The 15,126-nt window shown below is 59.2% G+C and carries 12 protein-coding genes; 8 read left to right on the top strand and 4 right to left on the bottom strand.

The features are described from left to right. Window positions 1-6 precede the first annotated feature (6 nt). The 7 genes from AC2FJW_RS03160 to AC2FJW_RS03130 all read left to right on the top strand — a co-directional run bounded on the left by AC2FJW_RS03160 (window position 7) and on the right by AC2FJW_RS03130 (window position 9,592). A complete protein-coding gene (locus AC2FJW_RS03160) occupies window positions 7-717 on the top strand; it encodes a VIT1/CCC1 transporter family protein (RefSeq protein WP_281973820.1) in 711 nt (236 codons plus the stop codon). 91 nt (window positions 718-808) lie between these two features. Next, window positions 809-2,116, top strand: a complete 1,308-nt coding sequence (locus tag AC2FJW_RS03155; protein ID WP_496749187.1) for an SDR family oxidoreductase — start codon at window positions 809-811, stop codon at window positions 2,114-2,116. Further along, window positions 2,116-2,595 carry a DUF2269 family protein gene (locus AC2FJW_RS03150; RefSeq protein WP_496749424.1) on the top strand — a complete coding sequence of 160 codons (480 nt, stop codon included), beginning with the start codon at window positions 2,116-2,118 and terminating at the stop codon, window positions 2,593-2,595. The genes AC2FJW_RS03155 and AC2FJW_RS03150 overlap by 1 nt, the downstream gene beginning before the upstream one ends. Window positions 2,596-2,690: 95 nt before the next feature. After that, window positions 2,691-5,384: a DUF2339 domain-containing protein gene (locus AC2FJW_RS03145; protein ID WP_496749186.1), complete on the top strand. Its 2,694-nt coding sequence runs from the start codon at window positions 2,691-2,693 to the stop codon at window positions 5,382-5,384. Between the two features lie 163 nt (window positions 5,385-5,547). After that, a complete protein-coding gene (ileS, locus tag AC2FJW_RS03140) occupies window positions 5,548-8,460 on the top strand; it encodes an isoleucine--tRNA ligase (protein WP_496696916.1) in 2,913 nt (970 codons plus the stop codon). A 132-nt stretch (window positions 8,461-8,592) separates the two neighbouring features. Continuing rightward, on the top strand, window positions 8,593-9,048 hold the full coding sequence (locus AC2FJW_RS03135) for a methylated-DNA--[protein]-cysteine S-methyltransferase (RefSeq protein ID WP_496749185.1): 456 nt from the start codon (window positions 8,593-8,595) through the stop codon (window positions 9,046-9,048). 76 nt (window positions 9,049-9,124) lie between these two features. After that, a complete protein-coding gene (locus AC2FJW_RS03130) occupies window positions 9,125-9,592 on the top strand; it encodes a GreA/GreB family elongation factor (RefSeq protein WP_142640155.1) in 468 nt (155 codons plus the stop codon). Between the two features lie 2 nt (window positions 9,593-9,594). Here the strand turns inward: AC2FJW_RS03130 and AC2FJW_RS03125 are convergent, their stop codons facing one another. The 4 genes from AC2FJW_RS03125 to fsa all read right to left on the bottom strand — a co-directional run bounded on the left by AC2FJW_RS03125 (window position 9,595) and on the right by fsa (window position 12,833). Then, complete coding sequence (locus AC2FJW_RS03125; RefSeq protein ID WP_271952286.1) at window positions 9,595-10,290, bottom strand: CDP-alcohol phosphatidyltransferase family protein; 696 nt, start codon at window positions 10,288-10,290, stop codon at window positions 9,595-9,597. A gap of 67 nt (window positions 10,291-10,357) precedes the next feature. Further along, entirely contained in the window at window positions 10,358-11,278 is a 921-nt protein-coding gene (locus AC2FJW_RS03120; protein ID WP_496749184.1) for a tyrosine recombinase XerC, read from the bottom strand. Continuing rightward, on the bottom strand, window positions 11,275-11,982 hold the full coding sequence (locus AC2FJW_RS03115; protein ID WP_496692329.1) for a DUF484 family protein: 708 nt from the start codon (window positions 11,980-11,982) through the stop codon (window positions 11,275-11,277). Before AC2FJW_RS03115 ends, AC2FJW_RS03120 begins: the two co-directional genes overlap by 4 nt. 197 nt (window positions 11,983-12,179) lie before the next feature. Further along, complete coding sequence (fsa, locus tag AC2FJW_RS03110; RefSeq protein ID WP_142640163.1) at window positions 12,180-12,833, bottom strand: fructose-6-phosphate aldolase; 654 nt, start codon at window positions 12,831-12,833, stop codon at window positions 12,180-12,182. 88 nt (window positions 12,834-12,921) lie between these two features. Here fsa and AC2FJW_RS03105 point away from each other — a divergent pair, with 88 nt between their 5' ends. After that, on the top strand, window positions 12,922-15,117 hold the full coding sequence (locus AC2FJW_RS03105; protein WP_496749183.1) for a primosomal protein N': 2,196 nt from the start codon (window positions 12,922-12,924) through the stop codon (window positions 15,115-15,117). Window positions 15,118-15,126: the final 9 nt, after the last annotated feature.

Here is a 15,126-nt window from a genome sequence, read left to right as displayed (position 1 = left end):
GCACCCATGACAGACCATGGACACAGCCAGCAAGAAATCGCGGCACGTATCAACGCGCCGCCGGGGCGTGGCGTTTTGCGTGATGTGGTTTACGGCGGGATCGATGGATCAGTCACCACTTTTGCCATCGTTGCGGGCGTTGCCGGGGCGGGGCTGTCACCGTTCATCATCATCGCGCTGGGGCTGGCCAATGTGCTGGCTGACGGGTTTTCGATGGCGGCGGGTAACTACTCGGGCACCAAGGCTGAACTGGATAACATCCGGCGCATTCGCGCGATCGAGGAGCGTCATATACATCTTTATCCCGATGGTGAACGGAACGAGGTGCGCGAGATTTTAGCCCAGAAAGGACTGTCGGGCCGTGTGCTGGACGAAGCCACCGATGCGATCACGGAAAACCATGACAACTGGATCGACCTGATGATCGAGGGAGAATATGGCCTGGGCAGCGTCGATCCGCATCCGCGCAAAGCTGCGGTGGCGACGTTTTTTGCCTTTCTTGTGGCCGGCATGGTTCCGCTTTTGCCGTTTCTGTTTTCGGTGGACCGGGCATTTGCTGCTTCGGCCTGGATGACGATGGGTGTTTTCTTTGCCATTGGTGCCCTCAAAAGCCGCTGGTCGCTGGCTCCGTGGTGGCGGTCAGGGATCGAAACGCTGCTGATTGGTGGGGCCGCTGCCGCAATCGCCTATTTCGTCGGTTCACTGTTTCACCCCTAGCGGTCGGAATTGTCGCAGTTTGCCCGGTGCCGCAGACGGCTGCCGCTCGACCCGCTAGGTTGGGGCGCAACTTCAGCAGGTAAGGTGCCCGATGCAAGGTTCTGGGAAAAATATACTTGTTCTAGGCGCTTATGGGTTTATCGGCGCGGCGATGATGCGGTCTCTTTCGGATCGAGGTGCCAATGTATGCGGCCTTGTGCGCGATACAAACCTGGGTGAGAAAATCCTGCCCGGGATGTCTTTGGCTCAGGGAGATTTGCGCCAGCTCACGCACCCACACGATTGGCGGGAAATTCTGTCAGGTTTTGATTGTATCGTGAACTGCGCCGGGGCGTTGCAGGACGGACCAAAGGACGATCTCGAGGCGGTGCATCACACTGCGATTGCCGCCCTCGGGCAGGCCTGCGCCGCGCGCGAGATTGCTTTGGTTCAGATTTCTGCAACCGGAAGCAGCCCAGAGGCAGACACGGAATTCATGCGCACCAAAGCCTCCGGGGATGCCGCCTTGCAGGCCAGTGGCGTGCCGCTGTGGATTCTAAGGCCGGGCCTTGTGATCGGGCAGACTGACTATGGTGGAACGACCTTGTTGCGCATGCTGGCCGCAATTCCGCTTGTGCAACCGATCGCCTTTCCGCAGACGCTGGTTCAATGTGTTGGACTGGCCGATTTGTGCAGCGCCGTGGCGGCGGCCATTGATGAGACGTTGCCACAGGGAACCTATGATCTGGTCGAGGATCAGGCTCATTCGCTGTCCGAGGTTCTGGACGAAACCCGCCATTGGATGGGGTTCCCTAAGGCACGTGTTCGGATAACGGCACCGGCTGTGGTTGCTAAATTCGCCGCCGGTTGCGCCGATCAACTTGGGCGCTTGGGGTGGCGTTCGCCCCTTCGCAGCAACGCGATGACAGTCATGGCGAGCGGAGTTCTTGGTGACCCGGTCCCTTATCGCATGGCGACGGGTCAATCCATGCTCTCAATGCCCGAGATTTATCGCAGCATGGCCTGTTCCCGCGAACACAGGTTGGCTGCACGGATGTCGTTGCTGATGCCGTTGACGGTTGCGGTGCTCAGCCTTTTCTGGGTTCTCTCAGGTGTTTTCGGATTGCTGAGCCTGCCGCAAGCCACACAAGTCCTAACCGTCGCAGGCTGGACCAGTGGTGCCGCTGTGGTCAGTGTGCTGTTCTGGTCATGTGTCGATATCTTTCTGGGGCTTGCGATCCTTTGGCGTCCCTGGGCAGAACGCGCCTGCATGGCTCAGTTCGGTGTGTCGATCTTTTACCTGTTGGCGGCCTCATTTATGGTTCCTGCTTTGTGGCTCGACCCGCTTGGACCGCTTGTTAAAGTCATTCCCGCGATCATGTTGTCGCTGGTCGCACTGCCAATGGTGAAAAGCCGATGATGGACCCGGATCCGATCTTGCGCTGGTTTCATGTGATCGGGGCCTGCGTCTTGTTGGGAACCGGGGCCGGAATCGCATTCTTCATGCTGATGGCCCATCGGTCACGCGACCCGCGTTTCATTGCCCAGACGGCGGCAATCGTGGTGCTGGCCGATATGCTGTTCACCACAACCGCCGTTGTTTTGCAGCCAATTTCAGGTGGCTTGCTCGCCTTCAGATTGGGCTGGTCACTGGTCGAAGGGTGGGTGCTGCTGTCACTATTGCTTTATGTTCTGACCGGGGTCTTCTGGCTGCCGGTCGTCTGGCTGCAGATAAAGATGCGGAACCTCGCGCAAGAGGCGGCAGATCGCGATACTGCTCTGCCGCGTTCGTATTTCATATTGTTCCGGCTTTGGTTTGCATGTGGGGTCCCCGCATTTCTGGCCGTTTTGGCCATAGTCTGGCTCATGATTTCCCGCCCTTCAATAGACCTGTTTTGATTTCAGGCCATGTCGCGGTATGCAGGACGGTATTCCGGACTGTTTCTACCTGATGCATCAGGTTAGCCTGCAGAGAACTTGATAGGAGAAACAGGTTGGAATCCCTTCTGGTCCTTCTTGCGTTGGTTGCGCTGGCTATTCCTTTGACCATTGTGCTGCTGCTTGTCAGTCAGGTTCGGTTGCGGCGGCGGGTCGTCCGGTTAGAGGCGGACATCCTGTCACTGAAACAAGGCACCAAAACTGAACCAGAACCCGCGACAGAGCCCGAGGCCAAGGCGCAGGCTATTCCGACCAAAGCGCCTCCAGTGTGGCCGACAGCCGACCAACCTGAGACCGAACAGCCAATCCCCCCGCAATCTCCTCAAGAAGCACTGGTTTTCAGCTCTGACCGTTTTGCTTTGCTGCAGGAATGGCTGCAGGAAAACTGGTTCTATGTCGTTTCGGCACTGTCGCTGGCACTGGCGGGAATTTTCTTGGTGCAATACGGCGTCGAGAACGGGTTGCTGCCGCCGTCGGCACGTGTCGTTGCCGCATTGCTGTTTGGCGCGGCGCTGATTGTCAGCGGAGAGGTCATTCGCAGGCGCTATGGCGATGGCGTGGACTCCGCGAGCGCCTATTTGCCCTCGGTGTTCTCAGGCGCGGGGCTGGTCACACTGTTTGGCGGCGTTCTGGCGGCGCGGCAACTATATGGCTTGATCGGCCCTGAATTTGCGCTTGTCGCCATGGTTGGCGTCGCATCTGTCGGGCTGGTTTTGGGCTGGTTCCATGGTCCGCTATTGGCAGCTGTCGGGCTGACAGGTGCCTTTGCCTCCCCATTCTTGGTCGGTGGCTCTTCGGATGATCCGACCTGGTTATATGGCTACTTCCTGACCATAACGGTTCTGGGCCTGGGTATAGACACCGTCCGCCGATGGGCGTGGATTTCGGTTCTGACACTGGTCGGAGGTTATTCTTCGTGTCTGCTGCTGGTCCTGTCGGAACCGATGACAGAGCCGGGCTATCTGACCTGCATCACCGCCTTTGCGCTCATCACTATTGCGATTCCGGTCCGGCGAATTTGTCCTGATCACACCGGCCCGATGGTCAGCGAAATGATCCGACGCCAAAGCGGTAAGGCATGGCCCGAGTTTCCGACGCGTCTGGCATTCGGTGCGGTTGCGGTCAGCTCGGCCATCCTGGCGCTGCACTGGCCGGATTCCGCCGGTGAGTTCTGGTTGAGCCTGACGCTTTTGGCTGGTCTGGCCTTTGCGATGATCGTTTGGACAAGCGGGGCGAGGGCACTTCAGGACATCAGTGTTTTCCCGATTGTTGGCCTTGTCTGGCTCGTATTTCTCCAGGGGTGGGATCGGGGCAAGGTCGCACAGCGTTTTGCTGAGACCTATGCCGAAACCCCCGAGGCGGATTTTCCCTTTGTCGTGACATTGCTTGTGGCACTGGGTGCAGCCCTGTCGGTTGCGGCGGCGTGGCGATCGATGCAGCAGGGGCGCCATGGCGTGGTCTGGGCGGCTGGGGCGGTAATAACCGCACCGATACTTGCCATCGCTCTTGAGATCGCTTGGCGCCCGGCCGAGGTTTTGGGCGCGTATTTCTGGGGGCTGCACGCAATGGCTCTGGGTGCCTTGATGGTGGTCTTGGCCGAACGCTATGCGCGCGTGGATGGTGAACAACGTATACGTCCTGCGCTGGCCACGTTATCCGCGCTGTCCTGTCTTGCATTTGCCTGTGTCATCGTGCTGAGTTCTGGCGCCCTGACGATTGCGCTGGTTGTGACCGTTGTAGCCGCTGCCGCGCTGGATCGTCGGTTCAACCTGCCTCAGCTCAGTTGGTTTATCTGGGCCGGGGTCTTCACGGTGACTGTGCGGCTAATCCTGAACCCGGGCCTGTACTGGGCCAATACGGTGCCGGTCGGTGAAATGACGTTGGTCTATGGCGCCGCCACCCTTGGATATGTTCTCGCCTGGGGCCTGATCCGGGAATTGAACCGCCCCGTTGCGATCTTGCTGCTGGAAAGCGCAGCCTGGGCAACCGCGGGGATATTGCTGTCATTGCTGCTGCTGCGCTGGCTGGAAGGGTTCGGTCAAGGCGGGATGGAGGATAGCCATTGGGGGTTGGGCCTGATGGCGGTGATCTGGCTGCTGTTGGCGGCGGCACAGATACGGCGGTTCGATTTGGGCGGGCCGTTGAACTATGTCCGCTATGGGCTGGCGACGTTCTTTGCCGCCCATGCCCTGTTCCGACTTGCGCAAGCGCTGACCGAGGCAAATCCCGTTCTTTATGTGCACAGTGATCCCGTGTTGGGGCCTGCGCTGATGAACACGCTTGCCATAGCATACCTTCTTCCTGCCGGGGTCCTTGCCATGTCAGCCTGGCGCATTGAACAGATGCCGGTTTGGTTGCGGCAGGGCTGTTTCGGTCTTGCGGGTGCGCTTGCAGCATATTGGCTGGGTGCTTCTATTCGTCATTTCTGGCAGGGTCCCGGTGGCATGTATGCCGAGGCTGGGGTCAGCCAACCAGAGCTTTACACCTATACCTTGGCCCTTTTGATTGCAGGCGCGGCGCTGTTTTATCAATCTTTGGCCCGTCGGTCCGACCTGTTGCGCAAGGTGGGGCTGGCTGTGATCGGACTGGCCGTGGCTAAGGTATTTCTGATCGACATCGCCGGGCTGGGCGGCCTGATCCGGGTCTTTTCGCTGCTGGCGCTGGGGCTTGCACTGGCCGGTTTGGCGTGGCTGAATCGCTGGGCAAAGCTGCGCCAATCGCCACAAGGGGCGGAACCTCTGGACCATTAGCTGTGGGCGTCCTATAAGCGCGGCCATGTATGCCCGTCTGGCCATCATTATTCGAATTATTTCCCCGGCGCTCTGACCACTGAGACGCCGGGCAAAGGTGTTTGAGAACTCGCACCGACCGCTTCGATCCCAATACGACCAGATCATCCAAAGGACGCCCCCAATGTGCGCCGACACGACCCAAACACCTGATTACAAAGACACGCTGAACCTGCCGAAAACCGATTTCCCCATGCGCGCAGGCCTGCCCAAGCGCGAACCCGCATGGCTGGAACGCTGGGAAGAGATCGGTGTCTATGACCGCCTGCGTGAAAAACAGGGCCGCACGCCCTTTACCCTGCACGATGGCCCACCCTATGCGAACGGTCACCTTCATATCGGTCACGCGCTGAACAAGACGATCAAAGACATGATCGTGCGCAGCCATCAGATGATGGGCCACGACGCGCGCTATGTGCCAGGATGGGATTGTCACGGTCTGCCGATCGAATGGAAGATCGAGGAACAGTACCGCAAGAAGGGCAAGAATAAGGACGAGGTGAACGTTGTCGACTTCCGTCAGGAATGCCGCAAGTTCGCCGAGGGCTGGATCGACATCCAGCGCGAAGAGTTCAAGCGTCTGGGCATCACCGGCAACTGGGTCGATCCCTACATCACCATGGACTATCACGCCGAGGCGGTGATCGCGGATGAATTCATGAAGTTCCTGATGAACGGCACGCTGTATCAGGGGTCCAAGCCTGTGATGTGGTCGCCGGTTGAAAAGACCGCCCTGGCCGAGGCCGAGGTCGAGTATCACGACAAGGAAAGCTTCACCATCTGGGTGAAGTTCAAGGTTGTGAATGCGGGCGATCTGGATGACGCGTTTGTTGTGATCTGGACGACAACCCCGTGGACCATGCCGTCGAACAAGGCTGTGGTCTATGGCAAGGACATCTCCTACGGGCTGTACGAAGTCACTGATGCGCCAGAGGAATGCTGGGCTGCTGTTGGCGACAAGTTCCTGCTGGCGGACAATCTGGCCGCTGATGTGCTGGGCCGCGCCCGCTTGAACGACGACCAGTGGACCCGCGTCCGTGATGTCACAGCAGATGAGCTGTCATCTGTCCAACTGGCCCACCCGCTGGCCGGGGCCAAGGGCGGCAATGGCGAATGGGACGACATCCGTGACTTCCGCGCGGCTGAGTTCGTGACCGACACCGAAGGAACGGGGTTTGTTCACTGCGCGCCGTCGCACGGGATGGAGGAATTTGAGCTCTACCGTGATCTTGGCATGCTGGAGCAGGTCATCACCTATAACGTGATGGACGATGGTTCGTTCCGCGCTGATCTGCCGTTCTTTGGCGGCAAATACATCCTGTCCCGCAAGGGCGGTGAGGGTGATGCCAACAAGTCCGTGATCGATAAGCTGGTTGAGGTTGGCGGGTTGCTGGCGCGCGGAAAGATCAAGCACAGCTATCCGCATTCCTGGCGCTCGAAGGCTCCGATCATCTATCGCAACACGCCGCAATGGTTTGCCTCGGTCGACCGCAAACTGGACGACGGCATGGGCGAAATGGGCGATAGCATCCGCGAACGCGCCCTGCGTTCGATCGACGAGTTGGTGAAATGGACCCCGCAGACCGGCCGCAACCGCCTGTATTCCATGATCGAGGCCCGGCCAGACTGGGTTCTGTCGCGCCAGCGCGCCTGGGGCGTACCGTTGACCTGCTTTACCAAGAAGGGCGCTTTGCCGACCGATCCCGATTTTCTGCTGCGCGACCCTGGCGTGAATGCGCGCGTCAAAGAAGCGTTTGAACAGGACGGGGCCGATTGCTGGTATCTTGACGGCGCGAAAGAGCGCTTCCTGGGCAATGACTATAACCCGGATGACTGGGATCAGGTGTTCGACGTTCTGGATGTTTGGTTCGATTCGGGCTCGACCCATGCCTTTGTGCTGCGCGACCGTGAGGACGGCACCGAGGACGGCATCGCCGATGTATATATGGAAGGCACCGACCAGCATCGTGGGTGGTTCCATTCGTCCATGCTGCAGGCCTGCGGCACCAAGGGCCGCGCGCCCTATCGCAACGTGGTGACCCATGGCTTTACGCTCGATGCCAAGGGCAACAAGATGTCCAAATCGCTGGGAAACACCATCGTGCCCGAAGAGGTCATCAAGCAATATGGTGCCGATATTCTGCGTCTATGGGTGGCACAGACCGATTACACCGCTGACCAGCGGATCGGACCGGAAATCCTGAAGGGCACTGCTGACAGCTATCGCCGGCTGCGCAACACCATGCGGTTCATGCTGGGTTCGCTGGCTGATTTTTCTGTGGCCGACCGGGTGGACCCTGCGGATATGCCGCGCCTGGAACGCTGGGTGCTCAGCCGTCTGGCCGATTTGGATGAACAGGTGCGAAAAGGATATGCGTCTTTCGACTTCCAGGGCGTGTTCAGTGCGGTGTTCACCTTTGCAACCGTTGATCTGTCGTCCTTCTATTTCGACGTCCGCAAGGATGCGCTGTATTGCGACGGCGACAATCTGCGCCGTCGTGCCGCGCGCACCGTGCTGGATATACTGTTCCACCGTCTGACCACATGGCTGGCCCCAGTTCTGGTCTTCACTATGGAAGAGGTCTGGCTGGAGCGTTTTCCGGGTGACGACAGCTCGGTCCATCTGGTGGACTTCCCGGATACGCCTGCCGACTGGCGCAATACCGAGCTTGAGGCTGGCATGGCCAAGATCCGCCGGGTCCGCCGCGCTGTGACTGCCGCGCTCGAAGTTCAGAGACAGGATAAGGTCATCGGTTCCAGCCTTGAGGCCGCACCGATCGTGCATGTCGAAGATGGTGAAACCCGCAATCTTCTGGCAACGTTTGACGTCGATGACATGTGCATCACGTCCGGTTTGACCGTCACCGGAGATCCGGCCCCGGCCGAGGCGTTCCGCCTGCCGGAAATCGAGGGCGTGGCCGTGGTGTTCGAAAAGGCTGAGGGCGAGAAATGTCAGCGCTGCTGGAAAATCCTGCCTGATGTTGGGCGCCATGCGCATGACGGCGTGTGCGGGCGTTGTAACGACGCGCTGAGCTAATCAGTGTTCTGCGGCTGAGGCGGAGTCTTTTGCGAGGCTCTGCCTCGCGCTCCGAGGTATTTTTGGCCAGATGAAGATCCGGATCCGCAGAATTCGGGTTGTGATGCGCGCGGTTTCTGTCAGCCTGTTCGCATGGGAATGATTGCGGTTGAGACCCGTTTCGGGACTTTGGGTGTTGAAGAAACAGATGGCGCGGTGACGCGCCTGATCTGGAATGGCGACAATCAGGGCGAAGTCACGCCCCTGTTGCAGGAGGCCGCCGCGCAGCTGCGCGCCTATAATCAGGGGCGGTTGGACAGGTTCGATCTGCCTTACCGTGTCGAGGGGTCGGAATTTCTGCGTCAGGTTTGCGACCTGATGTTTGCCATTCCGCTGGGCGAAACCAGAACTTATGGTGATCTCGCGAAGGAGCTCGGTCAGCCCCCGCAACCGGTGGGGCAGGCCTGTGGCGCCAATCCCATTCCGGTGATTATCCCCTGCCACCGGGTGCTGGCCGCAAACGGGCTGGGCGGGTTTTCAGGTGATGGCGGGATTGAAACCAAAGTCGCGCTGTTGCGCCATGAACGCGCCGCCGGTCTGCTGATCTAGAAAGCGGAATTCTGTTGCAATCCCGCTGGTTGATGCCCAATTTGTTTCAAATAGAGATTTCAAAGGATCGCATGGTATGACCGATCAACCAGACCTGGCAGCTCGTAAAAAGGCCATCATCGACCGCCTTATGTCACTTGAAGAGCAAGAGCTTGCGACCGCACAGGCGCATTACGACGCTTTCCTGAAAGATTCGCAGCTTGATGACCGGGAAGGGCATGACAAGGATGACATCGCAGCCTCGCGTGAGAATGCCGATCTGGCAGCAGCCTTCGATGCGCCGGTTCATGCTCATCATGCCAAGATCGATGTGATCGAGAATACGGATTTTGATCTGACCGACAGGGTGCAACCGGGTGCGGTGGTCAAGTTCAACAACCGGCGCTTTGTGGTCTGCGTCTCGACCACGCGGTTCGAAGTGGACGGCAAAACCTATATGGGCATCTCAACCCAAAGCCCGATTTATCTGGCGATGGCCGGCCTGCAACAGGGTGATGTGTTCGCTCATAACGGAACCGAGTTCGAGGTGCAGGAGGTCCTGTGACCTTATGCTTTGCGTGGCGGGATCACCTGCTGGGCAATTCCTGCGAACACCAGATACAAGCTGGTGATCACCAGACCCCAATGGGCCCAGCTTTCGGGGTGGAAATCGACCCAGGCAGCCCATCCGGCGAAGAAGGTCCAGGCAAATGCCATCGGCAATGACACATTGCGCCAGCGTTCTGTGCGCACTGGGTGGATGAACTTCAATGGCAGGAACATCGCCAGCGAAAGCAGCGTCACCAGCAGCAGGATAACCCAGAAATTGGGCTCGAGCGCGAAGATCACAATGACGAACATGTTCCAGCAGCCCGGAAAGCCGGAAAAGGAATTGTCCTTCGTCTTCATCCTAGTGTCGGCAAAATACATAGCGCTGGCAAAGGTGATGACAATGATGGCGAACCAGCCGGTCCAGCCGTCCATCAAGCCCGATTTGAACAGGGCAAAGGCCGGGATGAACACATAGGTCAGGTAATCAATGATCAGATCCAAAAGCACGCCGTCAAATTCCGGGGCGTTCTTTTTGACGTGATAGTGCCGCGCCAAGGGCCCGTCGATACCGTCCACAATAAACGAGACGACCAGCCACAGATACATCAGGCTCCATTTCTCTTCGACGGCGGCCAGCATGGCGAGCATTGCAAATACGGCGCCGGTCGCGGTGAATAGATGTACGGAAAGAGCTTTGAATCTGTGTGTCATGGTGTCTCTTGAATGATGCGCGGGCCAGATGCAAACCAAAAGCCCGGTCAATGTGGATAGCGTTTGCTCAGGCTTTTGGATGGGTGCGGTTGTAAACTTCCATCAGGCGCGCCGTGTCGACCGCAGTATATGCTTGGGTGGTGGACAGCGATGCGTGGCCCAGCAATTCCTGAATGGTGCGTAGATCACCGCCCGCAGACAGCAGGTGGGTCGCGAAACTGTGGCGCATGGCATGGGGTGTTACAGTGGAGGGCAGCCCAAGCTGCTGGCGTGCTTTGGCCATCACACCTTGAATGGCTCTGGGGTTCAGGGGGCCTCCGCGAACCCCGCGAAACAGTGCCTTCTCCCTGGATTGGGGGTGGGGGCACAGCTTTACATATTGATCTACAGCTGTTTGCGCGACCGGCAGGACCGGGACGACCCTTTCTTTGTTGCCCTTGCCGGTGATCCGCAGCGAGTTGGGCAAAGGGGTATCCGCTCCGGTCAGTGAGAGAGCCTCGGAAATACGCAAGCCGCAGCCATATAAAAGAGTAACGACCGCAACGTCGCGGGCAGAAACCCAGTCGCTGGCTGATTGCATCTCGACCGTCTCAATTATCGCACGTGCGGCATCCTCGGCCATGGGTCGAGGGAGTTTTTGGGTAAATTTGGGGGCGCGCGTCGACAGAACTGCGGTCGGCTCAAACCCTTCACGCTCGGAAAGCCAACGGTAGAAGGTTTTTACGGCGGAAAGTTTGCGCGCAAGCGAGCGCGAGCCAACGCCGGATGCGCGCTGATCGGCCATCCATGCCCGCATGTCCGAGATTGTAATCCGTGCAATCGCCGCCATCCCCTGACTTTCGCTATGGTGCAGTGTCATGAAGGACAGAAATTCGGACACATCCCCCCGATAGGCGGTAAGCGTGTTTTCGGACCGGCCTGACAAGGCCCCCAGGCCATCAAGCCAGTTTTGCAGTGCGTCACGACAAGCCGGAGAAATAAGGCTCACGACAGCCAATGGCGCATCGACCGTTCGAAGACACCAGCAAAGAAAGTCAGAAGATCCGTGCCCAGTTTTGGCGTAAAGTGCCTGGGGTCTTTTGCGCTCATGATGATCATGCCAGGCAGGCGGCCTTCGCCCAAATCCAGCCTCAGACAAGCTTCGGAGCGCAGGTGATCCGCATCACTGCCGAATATCCTGTGTGCGGGGTGGATGATTTCACGCAAGACGACCTCGCGTGCTGGGCCGCTGTGGTCAAAGGTCAGATAGTTGTCGACGAAACCGGGTTCGACGATGGCCAGCACGCCTGCAAGTCTTGAGATTGCCGGGTCTTTCTGGACTGCCGTCGTTTCAAGAACCAGCGTAATGCGGTCGACACGCAGTATGTCAGCCACATCTGCACCAAGTATGTGCAGGAATTCCTCAAATCCGACCGGTTCAAGTAGCCGAAGAATGGCCCGGTGAACCTGATTTGTGCCGGCCAGATTTTCATAGGCTGCCGCAATGACCGAGCGGTGCGTATCCTCCAGCCGGTCCAGCCGGGCTTCGAGCCGTTGCATGGCTATGCCGCGCAGGTCGATGACGTTATTCCCGCGCGCCTGCTCATTTGCGGTGACGAGGGCCTGCATCAGGTCCTTGTCATCCAGAATGGCATCTGGTTCGGCCAGAATCGCCTCGCGCAAGGTGTCCTTGAGTATGGTGTTGCTGCTCATGTCCTGTCCGGTCTTTTTTATTTTTCGGCCTTATAGCACGGCTTGCCGGATCTGCCTCGGGAAAAATGAGCGTCAATTTGAATTTCGCGGGGAATGTGGTCGGGAAAACTCCGGTCTGCAGAGATCTGATCCGAGATCAGATTCAAAGCAGCTGGGCCGAGCGCGGCGCCAGGGGCGCCGCGCGGGTTCGCGCAGAATCAGAGGATTTTCTGACCCGTTTTGGCCCAATCGGACAGGAAGGTTTCAAGGCCTTTATCGGTCAGCGGATGATCGGCCAGCTTTTTGATCACAGCGGGTGGTGCGGTGATGACATCAGCGCCGATGCGGGCGCTGTCGGTCACGTGGTTCACGGTGCGGATCGATGCGGCGAGGATTTCGGTCTCATATCCGTAATTGTCATAGACCTGACGGATATCAGCGATCAGGTCCATGCCATCTAGGTTGATGTCATCCAGACGTCCGATGAAGGGCGAGATGAAAGTTGCGCCGGCTTTGGCGGCCAGAATCGCCTGATTGGTCGAGAAGCAGAGGGTCACATTGACCATCTGGCCTTCGTCACTAAGCGTTTTGCAGGTTTTCAGGCCCGCCCATGTCAGCGGCACTTTGACAGCGATATTCGGGGCGATCTTGGCCAGCTTGCGACCTTCGGCGATCATGTCGTCGGCTTCGGTTGCCACGACCTCGGCCGAGACCGGTCCGTCGACCAGATCGCAGATTTCCTTGGTCACTTCCAGAATATCGCGGCCTGACTTGAGGATCAGCGAAGGGTTGGTGGTGACACCGTCCACCATGCCCAGATCGTTCAGTTCGGCGATTGCGTCGATCTCGGCTGTGTCTACGAAGAATTTCATGCGGGCAGTCCTTTGATGGGTTGGCCTTGGTCGCGGATGGCTTTACCTCAAAGAGACCCATGCTGGAACCCCTTGCCAAGGATATGCATTGAGCACTCAGGAGTTTTTCGACCAAGGTGAGCTGGTGGCGGTGCTGACCGCCCAACCGCTGGACCGGACGCTGGACTATAAGGCGCCCGAGGGCGGGTGCTTTCTGGGCGCTTTTGTCGAGGTGCCGCTGGGCCCGCGTAAGGTCTTGGGCGTGGTCTGGGGGCCGGGGCAGGGTGGCTTTGACCTTGCCAAGGCCCGCTCGGTGATCCGGGTGCTTGAAGTCGCGCCGATGCGCGAAGAGATGCGCCTGTTTCTGCGGCGCGTCGCCGATTACACGCTGACCCCGATGCCTGCGATGTTGCGATTGGCCACGCGCGCGCCCGGATTGGGCGATCCGCCTTCGATGCGCAAGGTCTATCGGCTTGGCGACAGGGACCCTGACAGGGTGACCGACGCGCGGACCCGTGTGTTGGAGGTGCTGCGCGACTACGGCGGGTTGGCCTTTACGCTGAAGGAACTGGCCGAACAGGCGGGTGTGACCTCTTCAGTCGTGAAGGGGTTGGTCAAACTCGGTGCGGTTCGCGAAGAAGACAGCCCGCGCGATCTGCCCTATCCACATCTGGATCCGGATCTGCCGGGCAAGGCGTTGACCGATGATCAGGCCGCAGCAGTGGAAACCCTGCAATCTGGTCTGCGAACGGGTGATTATGGCACGACCTTGCTGAAAGGCGTCACCGGGTCGGGCAAGACCGAGGTTTATCTTGAGGCCGTCGCCGAAGCGTTGCGCCAGGGGCGGCAGGCGCTGGTTCTGCTGCCCGAGATTGCCCTGACCGCCGAATTTCTGACGCGCGTTGAGGCACGGTTCGGCGCGCGCCCGGCAGAATGGCATTCGGGCGCGACGATGACCGAACGCCGCCGAGTCTGGCGCATGGTGGGGCAGGGCGATGCACAGCTGGTTGTCGGCGCGCGCTCGGCCCTGTTTCTGCCGTTTCGCAATCTTGGGTTGGTCGTGGTCGATGAAGAACATGACACCTCGTACAAACAGGAAGACGGGGTGCATTACAGCGCCCGTGACATGGCTGTGCTGCGGTCCGCCATTTGCGGCGCGCGCGTTATTCTGGCAAGTGCGACGCCGTCACTGGAAAGCTGGGCCAATGCCGAAGCAGGCAAGTATGAGCGGCTCGATTTGACCTCGCGCTTTGGTGATGCGGTGTTGCCCGAGATGAAGCCCATCGACATGCGGGCCGAACAGATGCAGCCGGGGACGTGGATTTCTCCATCGCTGCGGCAGGCCGTCCATCAGCGGATCGAGCGGGGTGAACAATCCCTTCTGTTTATTAACCGCCGGGGATATGCGCCGGTCACCCTGTGCCGGGCTTGTGGCGAGCAGGTTGCCTGTGATCACTGCGATGCGCGCATGGTTGAACACCGGTTTCTCAAGCGTCTGATGTGCCATCAATGCGGTGAGACCAAACCCATGCCCGAGGTCTGCCCCTCCTGTCAGGTCGAGGGCAAGCTGGCCCCGGTCGGGCCGGGGATCGAACGGCTGGCTGAAGAGGCTGAGGCAACATTTCCCGAGGCAAATATTGCCATGCTGTCATCCGATCTGTTTGGATCGGCGCGCGCATTGAAAGCAAAGATCGAAGAGATTGCTGCCGGTGACGCCGATATCGTCATTGGTACGCAGCTGGTGGCCAAGGGGCACAATTTTCCGAAACTGACATTGGTGGGTGTCATTGACGCCGATCTCAGCCTGCATGGGGCGGACTTGCGCGCGGCCGAACGCACATTCCAGCTGATGCGGCAGGTGGCTGGCCGCGCCGGGCGCGCGGATAAGCCCGGACAGGCGCTGTTGCAGACGTTCCAGCCGGAACATCCCGTCATTCGCGCCATCCTGTCGGGCGATGAAGAGGGGTTCTGGAAAGCCGAAGCGGCCGGGCGGTTGGCAGCCGGAGTTCCCCCCTATGGACGCATGGCCGGTATCGTTCTGTCTGGCCCCGAGGTCGGTCCCGTTTTTGACATCGGCAACGCCATGGCCCGCAACGACGCCCCGTTGCGGCAGATCGGTGCGCAGGTCTTTGGTCCAGCGCCTGCGCCCATTGCGCGTATCCGCGGGCGACACAGGGTGCGGCTGCTGGTCAAAGCCCCCAAAGGGGCGCCAATTCAGGATGCCATCGCCCGTTGGATAGCACCGCTGCGGCTGAAGGGTGACCTCAGGCTGACCGTTGATATTGACCCGCAAAATTTCTACTGACCTCTGCAT

Source organism: Ruegeria sp. CDSA020, from assembly GCF_059612345.1.
The sequence above is the reverse complement of the archived record's forward strand: the minus strand, read 5'-3'. Positions and strand labels throughout refer to the sequence as shown.

What these genes read in the sequence shown, in the direction of transcription:
- AC2FJW_RS03160 (WP_281973820.1), top strand. Translation starts at nt 7, where the DNA reads ATGACAGACCATGGACACAGCCAGCAAGAAATCGCGGCACGTATCAAC.
- AC2FJW_RS03125 (WP_271952286.1), bottom strand. Translation starts at nt 10,290, where the DNA reads ATGACACACAGATTCAAAGCTCTTTCCGTACATCTATTCACCGCGACC.
- AC2FJW_RS03115 (WP_496692329.1), bottom strand. Translation starts at nt 11,982, where the DNA reads ATGAGCAGCAACACCATACTCAAGGACACCTTGCGCGAGGCGATTCTG.
- AC2FJW_RS03130 (WP_142640155.1), top strand. Translation starts at nt 9,125, where the DNA reads ATGACCGATCAACCAGACCTGGCAGCTCGTAAAAAGGCCATCATCGAC.
- AC2FJW_RS03155 (WP_496749187.1), top strand. Translation starts at nt 809, where the DNA reads ATGCAAGGTTCTGGGAAAAATATACTTGTTCTAGGCGCTTATGGGTTT.
- ileS (WP_496696916.1), top strand. Translation starts at nt 5,548, where the DNA reads ATGTGCGCCGACACGACCCAAACACCTGATTACAAAGACACGCTGAAC.
- AC2FJW_RS03150 (WP_496749424.1), top strand. Translation starts at nt 2,116, where the DNA reads ATGGACCCGGATCCGATCTTGCGCTGGTTTCATGTGATCGGGGCCTGC.
- AC2FJW_RS03135 (WP_496749185.1), top strand. Translation starts at nt 8,593, where the DNA reads ATGGGAATGATTGCGGTTGAGACCCGTTTCGGGACTTTGGGTGTTGAA.
- fsa (WP_142640163.1), bottom strand. Translation starts at nt 12,833, where the DNA reads ATGAAATTCTTCGTAGACACAGCCGAGATCGACGCAATCGCCGAACTG.